The organism is Geodermatophilus marinus (genome assembly GCF_003428645.1).
In the GTDB taxonomy this organism is placed as follows: domain Bacteria; phylum Actinomycetota; class Actinomycetes; order Mycobacteriales; family Geodermatophilaceae; genus Geodermatophilus.
On record NZ_QVQH01000002.1, the window covers coordinates 117,160 to 131,876 of the forward strand.

Below are 14,717 nucleotides of genomic sequence, written 5' to 3' on the forward strand. Positions count from 1 at the left end.
GCGGCGCGGTGTCCCCACGGCGGGGGATGATGTCCCGGTGACCGAAGCAGACCCGTTGCGCCTGCTCGCCGTGCACGCCCACCCCGACGACGAGTCGAGCAAGGGCGCCGCGACGATGGCGAAGTACGTCGCGGAGGGCGTCCGCGTCATGGTGGCCACCTGCACCGGGGGCGAGCGCGGTTCGGTGCTCAACCCCGCGCTGGACCGTCCCGACGTCTGGGAGCGGCTGCCGCAGATCCGGGTCGAGGAGATGGCCCGGGCGCGCGAGATCCTCGGCGTCGAGCAGGAGTTCCTCGGCTTCGTCGACTCCGGCCTGCCCGAGGGCGACCCCCTGCCGCCGCTGCCCGAGGAGTGCTTCGCGCTCGTGCCCACCGAGGAGGCGGCGGCCCCGCTGGTGGAGCTGATCCGCCGGTTCCGGCCGCACGTGATCACCACCTACGACGAGCGCGGCGGCTACCCCCACCCCGACCACATCAAGACCCACGAGGTCTCGGTGCACGCCTTCGAGGCGGCCGGCGACCCCGACCGCTACCCCGGGCTCGGCGAGCCCTGGCAGCCGCTGAAGCTCTACTACCACATGGGTTTCACCCTGCCCCGCACGCGGGCGCTGCACGAGGCCATCCTGGCCTCCGGCGGGGAGTCGCCGTACGCCGAGTGGCTGGAGAACTGGGACCCCGACCGGGACCTGTCGCACCGGGTCACGACGAAGGTGCACTGCGCCGACTACTTCGCCGTCCGCGACGCGGCGCTCATCGCGCACGCCACGCAGATCGACCCCCTCGGCCGGTGGTTCGCCTGCCCCCTGGAGGTCCAGCAGCAGGTGTGGCCGACCGAGGACTACGAGCTGGCCCGGTCGGTCGTCGACGCGCCCGTCCCGGAGGACGACCTGTTCGCCGGCGTGCGCAGTGAGGTGGGAGTCCGATGACCGTGCTGGACGCCGTCGCCCAGGGGACCGAGCAGCTGCCGGAGGACGTCGGCAAGTCCGGCCCGCTGGGGCTGACGCTCATCCTCGTGCTGCTCATCGCCACGGCGCTGCTGGTCCGGTCGATGACGGGGCACCTCAAGAAGCTGCCGCGCAGCTTCGACGAGCCCGACGGCCCGGACGTCGTCGTCCCCGACACCCCCGCCGAGCTCGTGGCGGACCGCCCCGGGCAGGAGCTGCTCGACACCCTCCGCCGCGCGCCGCGGGCCATCGAACCCCCGCGGCCGCGGCCCGAGGGCCGGCCGGACCGCCCGCAGGGCTGACCGGCCGGCCGCCGCCGGCTGCTACCAGCGGTGCGCCACGTCGACCACCAGGCGCTGCCCGTCGCCGGGGCCGTCGAGCACGAACACCCGGAACGGCAGCCGCGCCCGGACGCCGAGGCCGATGGTGCTCTGGCCCTCGAAGGAGCCGGCCCACGCGACCTGCCGGAAGGTGTCGTAGCCGGTGACGTCGAGCACCTCGGCGTCGCGGCGCGGGTCGTAGGTGGGCTCGCCGTCCTCGTCGTGGGCCGGCGCCAGGACGACGACCTGCAGGTCGGCGGCCCCCCGCAGCGGGACGGTCGTGCCGGAGCCGTCCTGGACCACGCGGTCGACGTAGCCGACGCGGAATCCCACGCCGCCGTGGCCGTCGCCGACGTCGACCACCAGCCGGTCGAAGCACGCGTGCTCGCCGCTGCGCAGGCCGGTGACCGGCGCGGAGGTGTGCGTCGCCGACTGCTCGGGCAGCGACCCCCAGGTGACCGAGCAGCCGGTACCGGCGTTCGCGACGGCGGGAGCGGCCACCCCCAGCGCGGTCAGGGCCGAGGCGAGGGCGACGAGGGAGCGGGTGCGGGTCATGGCAGATCCCCTTCCTGGCGGAAGCCGCATCAGTGCGGCGTTCGTCAGGATCCGCCGACGCGCCGGGCGGCCACCAGGGACGATGTGGCGCCGAGTAGACGAAGCCACGCGTTGGTCCGTGGCAAACCTCGCCTATCCCTCGGCGCGCCTGCCCGGTGCGTCCCGCGGTATGTGCTGTCGGTGACCTGCACCCCGGAGCCCCGAGGAGGCGTTGCGCGACCGGGTGGCAGGTCGCGCACAATGGTTCATGGCCCGGCCCGTCCAGTCGATCGAGCGGGCGGCGGCGGTGCTGGAGCTGCTCTCCACCGCCCCGGCCGAGATGGGCGTGACGGAGCTGGCCGAGTCGCTGGGGCTGGCCAAGAGCACCACCCACGGCATCGTGCGCACCCTCTGCGAGGTCGGGCTCGTGGAGCAGGACCCCGGCACCGGCCGCTACCGCGTCGGCCGAGGCCTCGCCGAACTGGGCGGCGCTCCCGTCGACGTCCACCAGCTGCGCAGCCTGGCGGCCAACTGGCTCGACGGGCTGGCGGTGCGGGCGGCCGAGTCGGTGCGGCTGGCCGTCCCCGAGGCCGGGCGCGTCGTGGTCGTCCACCACGTCTTCCGTCCCGACGACAGCCGGCAGGTCCTGGAGGTGGGCACCGAGCGGCCGGCGCACGCCTGCGCCCTGGGCAAGGTGCTGCTGGCCAACGGCGGCCAGCTGGCGTCGGACTTCACCCCCTTCACCCGCCGCACCGTCACCGACGCCCGGCGGCTGGCCACCGAGCTGACGGCCGTCCGCCACCGGGGGTGGGCGGTCGAGGTCGAAGAGCGCGTCACCGGGGAGGCGGGGGTGGCCCGCCCGGTGCGCGGCCGGGGCGGCCGGGTGGTGGCGGCAGCGGGCGTCACGGGCACCCCCGAGCGGCTGCTCGGCCGCGACGGCGCCCCGCACCCCTGGTTGCTGGAGCAGCTCGCCGACGCCGTCCGGGCGGTCTCCGCCGAGCTGGCCCGGATCTGAGTGGCCGGCCGGCACGTCCTGGCGATCGACCAGGGCACCACGTCCACCCGCTGCATCGTCTTCGACCGCACCGCACGCTTCGTCTCGGTGGCCCAGGTCGAGCACCGGCAGTTCCACCCGCGGCCCGGCTGGGTGGAGCACGACCCGGCGGAGATCTGGGCCAACGTGGGCAGGGTCGTGCCCGAGGCGCTGCGCCGGGCCGGGCTGTCCCTGGACGACGTGGCGGCTCTCGGCATCGCCAACCAGCGGGAGACCGTCGTCGCCTGGCACCGCCGGACCGGGGCGCCCCTCGACCGGGCCGTCGTGTGGCAGGACGTGCGCACCGCCGACCGGGTCGAGCGGCTGGCCGCCGACGGGCTGGCCGACCGGGTGCGCGAGCGGTGCGGCCTGCCGCTGGCCCCCTACTTCGCCGGGCCCCGCATGTCCTGGCTGCTCGACGCCCACCCCGGCGCGCGCGCCGCCGCCGCCCGCGGCGAGCTGCTGCTGGGCACGATGGAGTCCTGGCTGGTGTGGAACCTCACCGGTGGGCCGTCGGGCGGGCGGCACCTCACGGACGTCACCAACGCCAGCCGCACGATGCTCGTGGACCTCGAGACCCTCGACTGGGACGACGAGCTGCTGGCCGCCCTCGACGTCCCCCGGGCCGCGCTGCCGGAGATCCGGCCGACCATGGACCGGCACGGGACGGCGGTCGCCGTGGCGCCGGGGGTGCCGATCACCGCCGCCCTCGGCGACCAGCAGGCGGCGCTGTTCGGGCAGACCTGCTTCGCGCCCGGCGAGGCCAAGTGCACCTTCGGCACCGGTGCCTTCCTGCTGCTCACCACGGGTGAGCGGCCGGCCGCCTCCACCCACGGGCTGATCACCACGCCGGCCTACCAGCTCGCCGGCCGCCCGCCGGTGTACGCGCTGGAGGGGTCGATCGCCGTGGCCGGGGCGCTGGTGCAGTGGTTCCGCGACAACCTGGGCCTGATCCGCAGCGCGCCGGAGATCGAGACGCTGGCCCGCACCGTCGAGGACAACGGCGGCTGCTACGTCGTGCCGGCCTTCGCCGGGCTGTTCGCCCCGCACTGGCGCAGCGACGCGCGCGGGGTGGTGGTCGGCCTCACCGGGTACATCACCAAGGGCCACCTGGCCCGCGCCGTCCTGGAGGCGACCGCCTGGCAGACCCGCGAGGTGGTGGACGCGATGCTGGCCGACTCGGGCCTGGCGCTCGCCGAGCTCAAGGTCGACGGCGGGATGACCGCCGACCACCTGCTCATGCAGACCGTCGCCGACGTCCTGGGGGTCCCGGTGGCCCGCCCGATGGTCGCCGAGACCGTGTCGCTGGGCGCCGCCTACGCGGCCGGCCTGGCCGCCGGATTGTGGCCGGACCCCGAGGTGCTGCGCCGGCACTGGCACCGGGCGGGGGAGTGGCTGCCCGCGCGCAGCCGGGAGTGGCGCGAGGAGGGTTACGCGGACTGGCAGCGCGCGGTCGAGCGCAGCCTGGGCTGGGTCCGGGAGGGGCGGCCGCGCTGACCGCCCCTCCCGCCCTCACGCGGTGAGCGAGATGTCGCGGGCGGCCAGCCGCGCCGCGTCCGCGGACTCGTCGTCGGGCAGTTCCTGCGAGGCCCGCTCGGCGGCCACCCGCTCCCGGTAGTGCTGCACCTCCTGCGCGCGCCGCTCCGGCGGCCACCCGAGCACGGCCCCCATCAGGTCGGCCACCACCGGGGCCGCGGCCAGCCCGCGGTCCCAGCTCTCGATCGAGATCCGGGTCCGCCGGGTGAGGAAGTCGTCGAGGTGGCGGGCGCCCTCGGCCCGGGCGGAGTACACCGCCTCGGCGCGCAGGTAGTCGTCGGCCTCGGGCAGCGGGCGGGCCAGCTCCTGGTCTGCCTCCACCAGGGCCAGGACCTCCGGGGTGAGCGCCCCGTAGCGGTGCAGCAGGTGCTCGACCCGGGCCACGTGCAGCCCCGACCGCTGGGCGAGCACGTGCCGCTGGTTCCACGGTGCCGGCCAGCCGACCGCGCCGAGCAGCGGCACGTTCTCGGTGACCGACGGCCCGACGGTGCGGTCGAGCCCGTGCACAGCCTCGTCGACGGCGTCGGCGGCCATGACCCGGTAGGTCGTGTACTTGCCGCCGGCCACCACCACCAGGCCGGGTGCCGGGTGGGCGACGGTGTGCTCGCGGGAGAGCTTGGAGGTGCTGTCGGACTCGCCCGTCAGCAACGGGCGGAGCCCGGCGTAGACGCCCTCGACGTCCTCCCGCGTCAGCGGGACGGCGAGCACGCGGTTGACGTGGGACAGCACGTACTCGATGTCGGCGGCGGTCGCCGCCGGGTGCGCCTTGTCCAGGTCCCACGGGGTGTCGGTGGTGCCGACGATCCAGTGCCGGCCCCACGGGATCACGAACAGCACGCTCTTCTCGGTCCGCAGGATCATCCCCGTCGAGGAGTGGATCCGGTCGCGGGGGACGACCAGGTGCACGCCCTTGCTGGCCCGCACGCGGATCTGCCCGCGCTCGCCGACCATGCCCTGCGTGTCGTCGGTCCACACCCCGGTCGCGTTGATGACCTGGCGGGCCCGGACCCGCAGCTCCCGGCCGGTGTCCATGTCGGTGACCACGGCCCCGACGACCCGCTCGCCCTCCTTCAGGAACGAGGCCACCCGCGCCCGGTTCGCGGCCAGCGCCCCGTAGGCCGCCGCCGTGCGCACGATCTCCATCGTGTGGCGGGCGTCGTCGATCTGCGCGTCGTGGTAGCGGATCGCCCCCACCAGCGCCTCCGGCTTCAGCGCCGGGGCCAGCTTCCGGGCGCCCCGCCGGGTCAGGTGGCGGTGGCGGGGCAGCCCCGCCCGCCGGCCCGACGCCTGCGCGAGGCCGTCGTAGAGGGCGATGCCCGCACCCACGTAGGGCCGCTCCCACACCCGGTGCTGCAGCGGGTACAGGAAGGACACCGGCCGGACCAGGTGCGCCGCCAGCCGCTCGAGCAGCAGCCCGCGCTCCCGCAACGCCTCGAAGACCAGGCCGAAGTCGAGCATCTCCAGGTAGCGCAGGCCGCCGTGCACGAGCTTGCTGGAGCGGCTCGACGTGCCGCTGGCCCAGTCACGGGCCTCCACGATGCCGACCCGGAGGCCGCGGGTGGCGGCGTCCAGGGCGCAGCCGGCGCCGACCACCCCACCACCCACCACGAGGAGGTCGAGCTCGTCCTCCTCGGCCATGCGGCGCAGCGCCGCGCTGCGGGCGGCGTCGGACAGGTCGGCTGCGTTCACGGGTCCCTCTTCTCCACGTCGGTCTCCTCCTCGGTGCTCACCGCGGCCCACGGTCAGTCGACCTCGACCCAGTCCAGGGTGCGCTGCACGGCCTTGCGCCAGCCGGCGTGCCCGGCCGCGCGCTGCTCGTCGTCCCACTGCGGCTCCCAGCGCCGGTCCTCGGCCCAGTTGGCCCGCAGCTGGTCGGTGTTGGACCAGAAGCCGCAGGCCAGACCGGCGGCGTACGCGGCGCCGAGGGCGGTCGTCTCGGCGACCACCGGCCGGCTCACCGGGACGCCGAGGATGTCGGCCTGCATCTGCATGCACAGGGAGTTCGCCGTCACCCCGCCGTCCACCTTGAGCACGTCGAGGTGCACCCCCGAGTCGGCCTCCATGGCCTCGGCCACGTCGCGGCTCTGGTAGCAGATGGCCTCCAGGGTCGCCCGGGCGAGGTGGGCGTTGCTGTTGAACCGGGACAGGCCGACGATCGCGCCGCGGGCGTCGGAGCGCCAGTGCGGCGCGAACAGCCCGGAGAAGGCCGGCACGAAGTAGACCCCGCCGTTGTCGGGCACCTCCCCGGCCAGCGCCTCGCTGTGCGCGGCGTCCCGGATGATGCCCAGCTGGTCGCGCAGCCACTGCACCGCCGAGCCGGTGACGGCGATCGAGCCCTCCAGGGCGTACCGCACGGGCTCGTCGCCGAAGCGGTAGCAGACCGTGGTGAGCAGGCCGGCCTTCGACCGGACCAGCTCGGTGCCGGTGTTGAGCAGCAGGAAGTTGCCCGTGCCGTAGGTGTTCTTGGCCTCGCCGACGTCGAAGCAGACCTGGCCGACGGTGGCCGCCTGCTGGTCGCCGAGCGCGGCGCACAGCAGGACCTCGCCGCCCAGCGGCCCGGTCGTGCGGGAGCTCCCGTACCCCTGCGGGTCGGACGACGGCCGGATCCCGGGCAGCATCGCCCGCGGGATGCCGAAGAAGGACAGCAGCTCGTCGTCCCAGTCCAGCGTCTCGAGGTCCATGAGCATCGTGCGGGAGGCGTTGGTGACGTCGGTGACGTGGACGCCCCCGTCGGTGCCGCCGGTGAGGTTCCACAGCAGCCAGGTCTCGATGGTGCCGAACAGCGCGTCGCCGTTCTCGGCCAGGGCGCGGACCCCGTCGACGTTCTCCAGGATCCACTGCACCTTGCCGGCGGCGAAGTAGGTGGCCGGGGGCAGCCCGGCCCGCTGCCGGATGACCTCGCCGCGGCCGTCCCGGTCCAGGGCCGAGGCGATCCGGTCGGTGCGGGTGTCCTGCCAGACGATCGCGTTGTACAGCGGCCGCCCGGTGCGCCGGTCCCACACCACGGCCGTCTCGCGCTGGTTGGTGATGCCCACCGCGCCGAGGTCGGCCGGGCCGATGCCCATCCGGTTCATCACGGTGCGGATGACCGTCTCGGTGCGCTCCCAGATCTCGACGGGGTTGTGCTCCACCCAGCCGGCCCGGGGCAGGATCTGCTCGTGCTCGAGCTGGTACCGGCCGGCCTCGCGCCCGGCGTGGTCGAAGACCATGAACCGGGTGCTGGTGGTGCCCTGGTCGACTGCGCCGATGAAGTCGGTCATCGGGTGCTCTCCTCTCGGGTGGCCGGCGCCGCGGAGCCGAGCCCGTCGGCCCGGGCGGCGCCGTCGGACGGGACGGCGACGTTGCGGTCGAAGGTGGTGCGGCGGGTCTCCGGGTCGCCGACGACCTCCCCGACCTCCTGGAAGTCGGGGTGGGCCGACAGCGGCCGGCCGACGAAGAACTCGTACAGGGCGGCGCCGAGCAGCCCGCCGACCAGGGGGGCCGCGATCGGCACCCACCAGTACGGCGTCCCGGTGCTGTCCACCCACGCGGTCTCGTAGCCGGTCAGCCAGGAGGCCAGCCGCGGGCCGAAGTCCCGGGCCGGGTTGATGGCGTAGCCGGCGTTGGCGCCGTAGGCCAGGCCGATGGCCAGCACCACCCCGCCGATGAGCAGCGGGGCCAGGTTGGACAGCGGTGGGTTGTTGCGCGCGTCGATCAGCACCAGCACCAGGAAGAGCAGGATGGCCGTGCCGATGACCTGGTCGCGGAAGCCGGCCCACACGTCGAGCCCGTCGGCGGGCAGCGTGGAGAAGATGGTCTGCGTCGCGGCGGTGGCGCCCGGGTCGGCCGCGGCGATGGCCTCGTGGTAGTTCCAGCGCACCACCAGCGCGGCGAGGAAGGCCGCGGCGACCTGCACCGCCACGTAGGGGGCCACCTTGGCCCACGAGAAGCCGCGGAAGACGGCCAGGGCCAGGGTCACCGCCGGGTTGAGGTGGGCGCCGCTGACCCGCGCGGCGGTGTAGACGCCCAGGGTGACGGCGAAGCCCCAGGCGATGGCGATGCTGTTGTAGTCGCCGGTGCCGGAGGCCACCACCTGGGCGACCACCCCGAGACCGATGACGATGAGGACGAAGGTGCCGGCGAACTCGGCGAGCAGCTCGCCGACGAACGGCCGGCGTCGCAGCAGTGTGATCATGTACGTGCTCCGTGGCGGGTGCCGCAGCGGTACGCCCCGACGAGTCCGGTGCGGCCGCCCGCCGTCCAGGGGGGGCGATGCGCCCCAGTCAAGCCGGGTGAGGCGCAGGTCACCACCCACCGCGTGCGGCATCGCCGAACACGGCGGAACGCGGTGCGAACCACCACGGGTGGGACCGGCCGCCGCCGGGGGTCGCGCGGTGGATGGCGGGCACGGGGCCGAGCGGGAGCCGGCCGGCCGGTCCCGAGGCCGGGCCGGTGGACGGCGGCTCCCGTCCCGGCGGCGCTCACAGTCAGAGGCCGGCCGCCAGCCCCTCGACCACGGCGCGCGCCGGCCCGGTGCGGGCGCTGCGGTGGCCGGTGCCCGCCCACAGGTGCAGGCCGTGGGGGTCGCCGGCCGCGGCGGCGGCCCGGCGCAGGTCGCGGGTCAGGTGGTGGACCGCCGGGTAGCCGGCCGGGGCGGAGGCGTCGTGGCGGTCGGTGAACCGGTTGCGCAGCGCGCGGGCCGGCCGGCCGGTGAAGGCGCGGGTGACCACGGTGCCCGGGAACGCCGGGTCGGCGAGGGCGTCCTTGTGCGGCGGCGCGGCGCCGCTCTCGTCGGTGCGCAGCAGCAGCGTGCCGACGGCCACCGCCGACGCTCCCGCGGCCAGCAGCGCCGCCACGGCCCGCGGGCCGTCGACGCCGCCGGTGGCCACGACCGGCAGCCGGGTCGCCGCGAGGACGGCGCGGGTGAGCTCCGCGGTCGGGGCCGGCGTGACGGGCCGCAGGGGGTCGTGGGTGCCGCTGTGGCCGCCGGCGTCGCTGCCCTGCACGACGAGGGCGTCGGCGCCGGCCTCGGTGGCCGCGCGGGCCTCGCCCACCGTCGTCACCGTCACCAGGACCCGGCTCCCGGCCCGGCGCAGGGCCGCCAGCTCCGCCGGCCAGGGCAGCCCGAAGGTCACCGACACGACCGGCACCGGGTCGGCGAGCAGCAGGTCCAGCTTGTCCCGCCAGCTGTCGTCGTCCTCGGTCAGCGGGACCGCGGACAGGTCCAGGCCGTGGCGGTCGGCCTCGGGCTGCAGCTCCCGGGCGTACCGCCGGTACTCCGCCGCGCCGATCGGGCAGGGCGTGGGGACGAACAGGTTCACGCCGAACGCCGCGCCCGTCCGGCGCACCGCCGCGACGTCGGCGGCGAGGGCCTCGGGGGTCCGGTAGCCGCCGGCCAGGAACGGGAAGGCGCCGGCCGCGGCGACGGCGGCGGCCAGACCGGGGGTGGTCGGGCCGCCCGCCATGGGCGCGGCGGCGAGGGGCAGTGCGCTGCCCAGCGGATCGGGGCGGGCGGGTGCCACCGGGGTCGCCGCTCAGCCCACCGGCACGCCGTCGAGGGCGACGGCGACCGCGGCCTCGACGTGCAGCCGGGTGGTGGGGAAGACCGGGACGGGGCTGTCCGCAGCACCGACGAGCAGCTCGATCTCGGTGCAGCCGAGGACCACGCCCTCGGCCCCGGCCGCCACGAGCCGGTCGATGACCTGCCGGTACACCTGGCGGGACCCCTCCCGCACGACCCCGCGGCACAGCTCGTCGTAGACGACCCGGTGCACCGCGGCCCGGTCGTCGGCGCCGGGCACCAGGACCCGCAGCCCCTGCCCGGCCAGCCGGTCGCGGTAGAACGCCTGCTCCATGGTGAAGGCGGTGCCGAGCAGCCCCACCGTGGACAGCGAGGCGGCCTGCACGGCGGCCGCGGTGGCGTCGGCCAGGTGCAGCAGCGGGATGCCCACCGCCGCCTGCACCTGGTCGGCCACCCGGTGCATGGTGTTGGTGCACAGCACCAGCAGCTCGGCGCCCGCGGTCTCCAGCCGGGTGGCCTCCGCGGCCAGCAGCCGCCCGGCGCGGTCCCAGTCCCCGGCGACCTGCAGCTGCTCGACCTCGGCGAAGTCCACCGAGCTGAGCACCAGCCGGGCGGAGTGCAGACCGCCGAGCCGGTCGCGCACCAGCTCGTTGGCGAGCCGGTAGTACTCGGCGGTCGACTCCCAGCTCATCCCGCCGAGCATGCCGATCACCCGCTGCCGGGCCTCCGGCGCGCCGGGGGTGGTGTCGCGGGGGGTGGTGGTCACGGGGGCGCCTCCGGCTCCGGGTGCGGGTACTGACCTGGGCGTCGGGCCCATGATGGCCGACCACCCCGTGCGGGCGGCCAGGCCTGCCGCGACACCGCTACGGCCGACCGGGCGGTCAGGTCGGCGTCGCCCCGTCCCGAGCCCCGGCCACCGCGTCCACGGTCGGGCCGAGCAGCGGGCGGAACCGGCGGCCGAGCACCGCCGCCCACGGGCCGCCGAGGAGGCCGCTGAACGTGACCCGGTGCTCGACGGGGGTCGGTGCCCCCGTGCCGAGCGTGCGGGTCAGGGTCATCGCCGCCCCGGGCAGCGGGACGTCGACCACGACCCGCTGCCCCGGCACCACCTCCCGCACCATGAAGACCGATCGGCGCCCGTCGAGGCCGGTGATCACCCCGCGCGCCCCGGGCACGAACGGACCGTCCAGCTCCGCACGGCGCAGCCCGCGGTCCCAGGTCCCCCACGTCGCCGGCTCGGTCCAGCGCCGCCAGACCTCCCCCGGGTCCTCCGTCGTCGCGACCGCGGCGAACCCGCGCCGCAGCTGCCGGGTCTCGGCCATGCCATCCCTCCCCGACGCGGACGTGCCCTCACGGTGGCGTTCCACGGCCGGAGCGGCGGTGGATGCACCCGGCGGTGCCGAGGGGGCGGACCGGGCCCGCAGGACACCGGGGTGCCGCAGGTTGCGGGGACCCGGTGGGGGAAGGGAAGGGGCATGCCGAACCGTCTCGCCGGTGCGACGAGCCCGTACCTGCTGCAGCACGCGGACAACCCCGTCGACTGGCGGGAGTGGGGGGAGGAGGCCTTCGCCGAGGCGCGCGCCCGCGACGTGCCCGTGCTCGTCTCGGTCGGCTACGCGGCCTGCCACTGGTGCCACGTCATGGCCCACGAGTCGTTCGAGGACGAGACGACCGCGGCCGAGATGAACGCCGGGTTCGTGTGCGTCAAGGTCGACCGCGAGGAGCGCCCGGACGTCGACAGCGTCTACATGACCGCCACCCAGGCGCTCACCGGGCACGGCGGCTGGCCGATGACGGTGTTCACCACCCCCGACGGCAGGCCGTTCTACTGCGGCACGTACTTCCCGCCCCGGCCGGCGCACGGCATGCCGGCGTTCCGGCAGGTGCTGGCGGCGGTCGGCGAGGCCTGGCGCAGCCGCCGGGAGGAGCTCGAGACGGCGAGCGGCCGGATCGTGGAGGGCATCTCCGCCCGGCTCGACCTCGGCCCGCCGGTCCCGCTGACCGCCGAGGCGCTCGACGCCGCGGTGGCCGCGCTGGTGGCCGGTCACGACGACGAGCACGGCGGCTTCGGCGGCGCCCCGAAGTTCCCGCCGTCCATGGTCCTGGAGTTCCTGCTCCGGGCGCACGCCCGCACCGGCGACCCGGAGGCGCTGCGCACCGCCCGGCACACGCTCGCGGCGATGGCCCGCGGCGGCATCCACGACCAGCTGGCCGGCGGCTTCGCCCGCTACGGCGTCGACGCGCGGTGGGTGGTGCCGCACTTCGAGAAGATGCTCTACGACAACGCCCTGCTGCTGCGGGTGTACCTGCACCTGTGGCGGACCACCGGCGAGGTCTGGGCGCTGCGGGTCGCCGATGCCACGGCCCGCTTCCTGGTGCGCGACCTCGGCACCCCGGAGGGCGGGTTCGCCTCGGCGCTGGACGCCGACACCGAGGGGGTCGAGGGGCTCACCTACGTCTGGACCCCCGCGCAGCTGGTCGAGGTGCTCGGGGAGGACGACGGCCGGTGGGCGGCCGGCGTGTTCGAGGTGACGCCGTCCGGCACCTTCGAGCACGGCAGCTCGACGCTGCAGCTGCTGCGCGACCCCGACGACGCCGACCGGCTGGCGCGAGTGCGCGAGCGGCTGCTCGCCGCGCGGGCACGGCGGCCGCAGCCGGCCCGCGACGACAAGGTGGTCACCGCCTGGAACGGGCTGGCGATCGCCGCCCTGGCCGAGCACGGCGCCCTCACCGGCGACCCGGGCTCGGTCGCCGCCGCCCGCCGGGCCGCGGAGCTGCTGCGCCGGGTGCACCGCGTGGACGGCCGGCTGCGCCGCGCCTCGCGGGACGGCGTCGCCGGCGCCCCGGCCGGGGTGCTGGAGGACTCCGGCGACCTGGCCGAGGGGCTGCTGGCCCTGCACCAGGCGACCGGCGAGGGTCGCTGGCTGGAGTGGGCCGGGGAGCTCCTGGACGACGCCGCCGCGCGGTTCCTCGACGACGAGGGCTGGCACGACACCGCGGTGGACGCCGAGGCCCTGGTGCACCGGCCCTTCGACCCGGCCGACGGGCCGACCCCGGCCGGCGTGGCCGCGGTCGCGGGTGCGGCGGTCGGCTACGCCGCGCTGGCCGGGTCGCCGCGGCACCGGGAGCTCGGCGAGCAGGCGGTCGCCTCGCTGGCCCGGCTCGTGGAGCGCGCGCCGCGGGCGGCCGGCTGGGCGGCGGCTGTGGGGGAGGCGCTGCTCGCCGGCCCGCTGGAGGTGGCGGTCAGCGGCCCCGCCGGGCCGGCGCGGGAGGTGCTGGCCGCCGCCGCCCGCGCCTCGACGAGCCCGGGAGCCGTGGTCGTCGCCGGGGACCCGGACGCGCCCGGGGTGCCGCTGCTGGCCGACCGCCCGCCGGTGGGCGGCGCCCCGGCGGCCTACGTGTGCCGCGGCTTCGTCTGCTCCGCACCCGTGACCGACGTGTCCGCTCTCGGCGCAGCGATGGCCCCTTCCTGAGCCGCTCCCCCGGGATTACGCTGCAATCGTGTAATCACCGCACCGAGGAGGCCGTCGTGCACGGACACCACCGTTTCTCCGACAACCCCTGGGCCGGCATGCGCGAGGCCTTCCGCGCGCAGGCCGGCGCGCGCGGCCGCGGGCCCGGCGGCCGCGGCCGCGGGCCCGAGGCGCCCCCGGTCGAGCGCGGCGAGGTCGCCGGCTGGTTCGCCGGCCGGCTGCCCGACGACTGGTTCACCGGGCCGGTGGAGCTGACCGTCGACCGGGACGAGATCACCGTGATCGGCACGCTCGCCGAGCCCGAGGCGGGTGAGGGCGACCCGGCGGCGGCCCGGGCGGGGCGCATCTCCCGCTTCCGCGAGGACACCCGCGAGCAGCGCATGGCCATCGCCGACGCCGCGCAGGAGCGCTACGGGCGCTCGGTCGCCTGGGGCGCGGCCTGCGGGGACACCCGCGAGGTCTTCACCAACCTCTCCGTGCCGGTCATGACCCGGCTGCGCCAGGCCGAGCGGCTGGTCCTCGACACCCTGGTGGACGCCGGGGTCGCCCGGTCCCGCTCGGAGGCGCTGGGCTGGGCGGTGCGGCTGGTCGGGCAGCACGCCGACTCGTGGCTCACCGAGCTGCGGGACGCCATGGCCTCGGTCGAGGAGGTGCGCGCCCGCGGACCCCGCATCGACTGACCGGCTGCCAGGCTGGGCGGGTGCTCGACCTGCTCCGCACCGCCTACGGCGACCTGTCACGGGTGTTCTCCGCCCTGACCCCCGACGAGGGCTGGCGGCCGACGGGTTGCGCGGGGTGGACGCCGGTGGACCTGGGCTTCCACCTGCTCGGCGACGCCCGGCGCGCCCTGGTGGCGCTGAACACCCCGGTCGAGGAGCCGGTGGACACCGACGCCGTCGACTACTGGACGGCGTGGCGTCCGCCGGCCCCCGGCGACGAGGAGGAGCTGTGGTCCACGCGGATCGCGGCCAGCGTCCACGGCGGGCTGCCCGGCATCGCCGGCCGGTACGCCGAGACCACCGCCGCGGTGCTGGTGGCCGCCGGTCGGGTGGGCGCCGCGGACCGCGTGCGCACCCAGGGCCGGGTGCTCACCGTGGCCGACCTCCTGTCGACGCTGGTGGTCGAGGCCGCCGTCCACCACCTGGACCTCGTCGTGCACCTCGGCGAGCGGCCCGGGCCGTCGGCCGCGCCGCTCGCCGAGGTGCGCCGGGTGCTGGCGGGCCTCCTGGGCAGCCCCCTCCCGGCCGGGTGGGACGACGTCACCGCTGCCCGGCGCGGCACCGGCCGGGAGCCGTTGACCGGCGCCGACGGGGTGGCCCTCGGCCCGGCCGCGGAGCGCTTCCCGCTGTTCGGCTGACGGCGGCCCCCGCGGGTCCGC

General features: G+C 76.4%; 14 protein-coding genes. 7 read left to right on the plus strand and 7 right to left on the minus strand.

Translation table 11 applies throughout. The annotated features are described in order from the left end of the window. Window positions 1–37 precede the first annotated feature (37 nt). Both mca and D0Z06_RS02850 read left to right on the plus strand, forming a co-directional pair. Window positions 38–925 (plus strand): mycothiol conjugate amidase Mca, encoded by an 888-nt coding sequence (gene mca / locus D0Z06_RS02845; protein WP_117375866.1) that lies wholly within the window; start codon window positions 38–40, stop codon window positions 923–925. Then, on the plus strand, window positions 922–1,245 hold the full coding sequence (locus D0Z06_RS02850) for a hypothetical protein (RefSeq protein ID WP_117375867.1): 324 nt from the start codon (window positions 922–924) through the stop codon (window positions 1,243–1,245). The genes mca and D0Z06_RS02850 overlap by 4 nt, the downstream gene beginning before the upstream one ends. Before the next feature lie 21 nt (window positions 1,246–1,266). Here D0Z06_RS02850 and D0Z06_RS02855 read toward each other — a convergent pair whose 3' ends face one another. Continuing rightward, window positions 1,267–1,818, minus strand: coding sequence for an AMIN-like domain-containing (lipo)protein (locus D0Z06_RS02855; protein ID WP_117375868.1), 552 nt, complete (start codon window positions 1,816–1,818; stop codon window positions 1,267–1,269). A 247-nt stretch (window positions 1,819–2,065) separates the two neighbouring features. Here D0Z06_RS02855 and D0Z06_RS02860 point away from each other — a divergent pair, with 247 nt between their 5' ends. Both D0Z06_RS02860 and glpK (D0Z06_RS02865) read left to right on the plus strand, forming a co-directional pair. Next, window positions 2,066–2,812: an IclR family transcriptional regulator gene (locus D0Z06_RS02860; RefSeq protein WP_117375869.1), complete on the plus strand. Its 747-nt coding sequence runs from the start codon at window positions 2,066–2,068 to the stop codon at window positions 2,810–2,812. Continuing rightward, window positions 2,813–4,327 (plus strand): glycerol kinase GlpK, encoded by a 1,515-nt coding sequence (gene glpK / locus D0Z06_RS02865; protein ID WP_117375870.1) that lies wholly within the window; start codon window positions 2,813–2,815, stop codon window positions 4,325–4,327. A 15-nt stretch (window positions 4,328–4,342) separates the two neighbouring features. Here the strand turns inward: glpK (D0Z06_RS02865) and D0Z06_RS02870 are convergent, their stop codons facing one another. The 6 genes from D0Z06_RS02870 to D0Z06_RS02895 all read right to left on the minus strand — a co-directional run bounded on the left by D0Z06_RS02870 (window position 4,343) and on the right by D0Z06_RS02895 (window position 11,188). Next, on the minus strand, window positions 4,343–6,055 hold the full coding sequence (locus D0Z06_RS02870; RefSeq protein ID WP_233517409.1) for a glycerol-3-phosphate dehydrogenase/oxidase: 1,713 nt from the start codon (window positions 6,053–6,055) through the stop codon (window positions 4,343–4,345). Between the two features lie 53 nt (window positions 6,056–6,108). Beyond that, the gene (gene glpK, locus D0Z06_RS02875) at window positions 6,109–7,626 is read right to left on the minus strand and encodes a glycerol kinase GlpK (protein ID WP_117375871.1); all 1,518 of its coding nucleotides are present in this window, start codon (window positions 7,624–7,626) and stop codon (window positions 6,109–6,111) included. Then, window positions 7,623–8,540, minus strand: a complete 918-nt coding sequence (locus D0Z06_RS02880) for an MIP/aquaporin family protein (RefSeq protein WP_117375872.1) — start codon at window positions 8,538–8,540, stop codon at window positions 7,623–7,625. The genes glpK (D0Z06_RS02875) and D0Z06_RS02880 overlap by 4 nt, the downstream gene beginning before the upstream one ends. A gap of 292 nt (window positions 8,541–8,832) precedes the next feature. Then, window positions 8,833–9,867 carry a nitronate monooxygenase gene (locus tag D0Z06_RS02885; RefSeq protein ID WP_199522092.1) on the minus strand — a complete coding sequence of 345 codons (1,035 nt, stop codon included), beginning with the start codon at window positions 9,865–9,867 and terminating at the stop codon, window positions 8,833–8,835. A gap of 12 nt (window positions 9,868–9,879) precedes the next feature. Continuing rightward, window positions 9,880–10,632, minus strand: coding sequence for an aspartate/glutamate racemase family protein (locus D0Z06_RS02890; protein WP_233517410.1), 753 nt, complete (start codon window positions 10,630–10,632; stop codon window positions 9,880–9,882). A gap of 115 nt (window positions 10,633–10,747) precedes the next feature. Beyond that, on the minus strand, window positions 10,748–11,188 hold the full coding sequence (locus D0Z06_RS02895) for an SRPBCC family protein (RefSeq protein ID WP_117375873.1): 441 nt from the start codon (window positions 11,186–11,188) through the stop codon (window positions 10,748–10,750). Window positions 11,189–11,341: 153 nt separating this feature from the next. On the opposite strand from D0Z06_RS02895, the gene D0Z06_RS02900 reads away from it, so the two are divergent. From D0Z06_RS02900 to D0Z06_RS02910, 3 genes are read left to right on the plus strand one after another with little or no spacing between them, the layout of a single operon-like run. Next, the gene (locus D0Z06_RS02900; protein ID WP_117375874.1) at window positions 11,342–13,339 is read left to right on the plus strand and encodes a thioredoxin domain-containing protein; all 1,998 of its coding nucleotides are present in this window, start codon (window positions 11,342–11,344) and stop codon (window positions 13,337–13,339) included. 56 nt (window positions 13,340–13,395) lie between these two features. Further along, complete coding sequence (locus D0Z06_RS02905) at window positions 13,396–14,019, plus strand: hypothetical protein (protein WP_199522094.1); 624 nt, start codon at window positions 13,396–13,398, stop codon at window positions 14,017–14,019. A gap of 20 nt (window positions 14,020–14,039) precedes the next feature. Beyond that, a complete protein-coding gene (locus D0Z06_RS02910; protein ID WP_117375875.1) occupies window positions 14,040–14,696 on the plus strand; it encodes a maleylpyruvate isomerase N-terminal domain-containing protein in 657 nt (218 codons plus the stop codon). The last annotated feature ends 21 nt before the right edge of the window (window positions 14,697–14,717 follow it).